At 39.0% G+C, this 264-nt stretch carries 1 protein-coding gene; it reads right to left on the reverse strand.

The genetic code is table 11. From position 1 onward, the window contains the following. Nucleotides 1-264: Ig-like domain-containing protein (locus ACXAGJ_RS24820; RefSeq protein WP_474843906.1), on the reverse strand; the 264-nt coding region annotated here is incomplete at both ends.

Below are 264 nucleotides of genomic sequence, written 5' to 3' on the forward strand. Positions count from 1 at the left end.
TTGGTGGTGTATCATCATCACAAAGGGTATAGGTAAATGTATCATCTCCAACAAATCCAACTGGTGGTGTATAGGTAAATGTACCATCTCCATTATTCACTACCGTACCTCCATTGGTACTAGTAGCGTCGAATACAGTTATTGTAGCATCATCTATAACTGTATCATTATCCAACACATTACCTGTAGTTACCGGAGTATCTTCGATTGTAGTAACTGTATCGTCTACAGCTACTGGATCTCCTTCATCTGTTACAGTAACTG

The organism is Aquimarina sp. AWH4_224 (genome assembly GCF_056160245.1).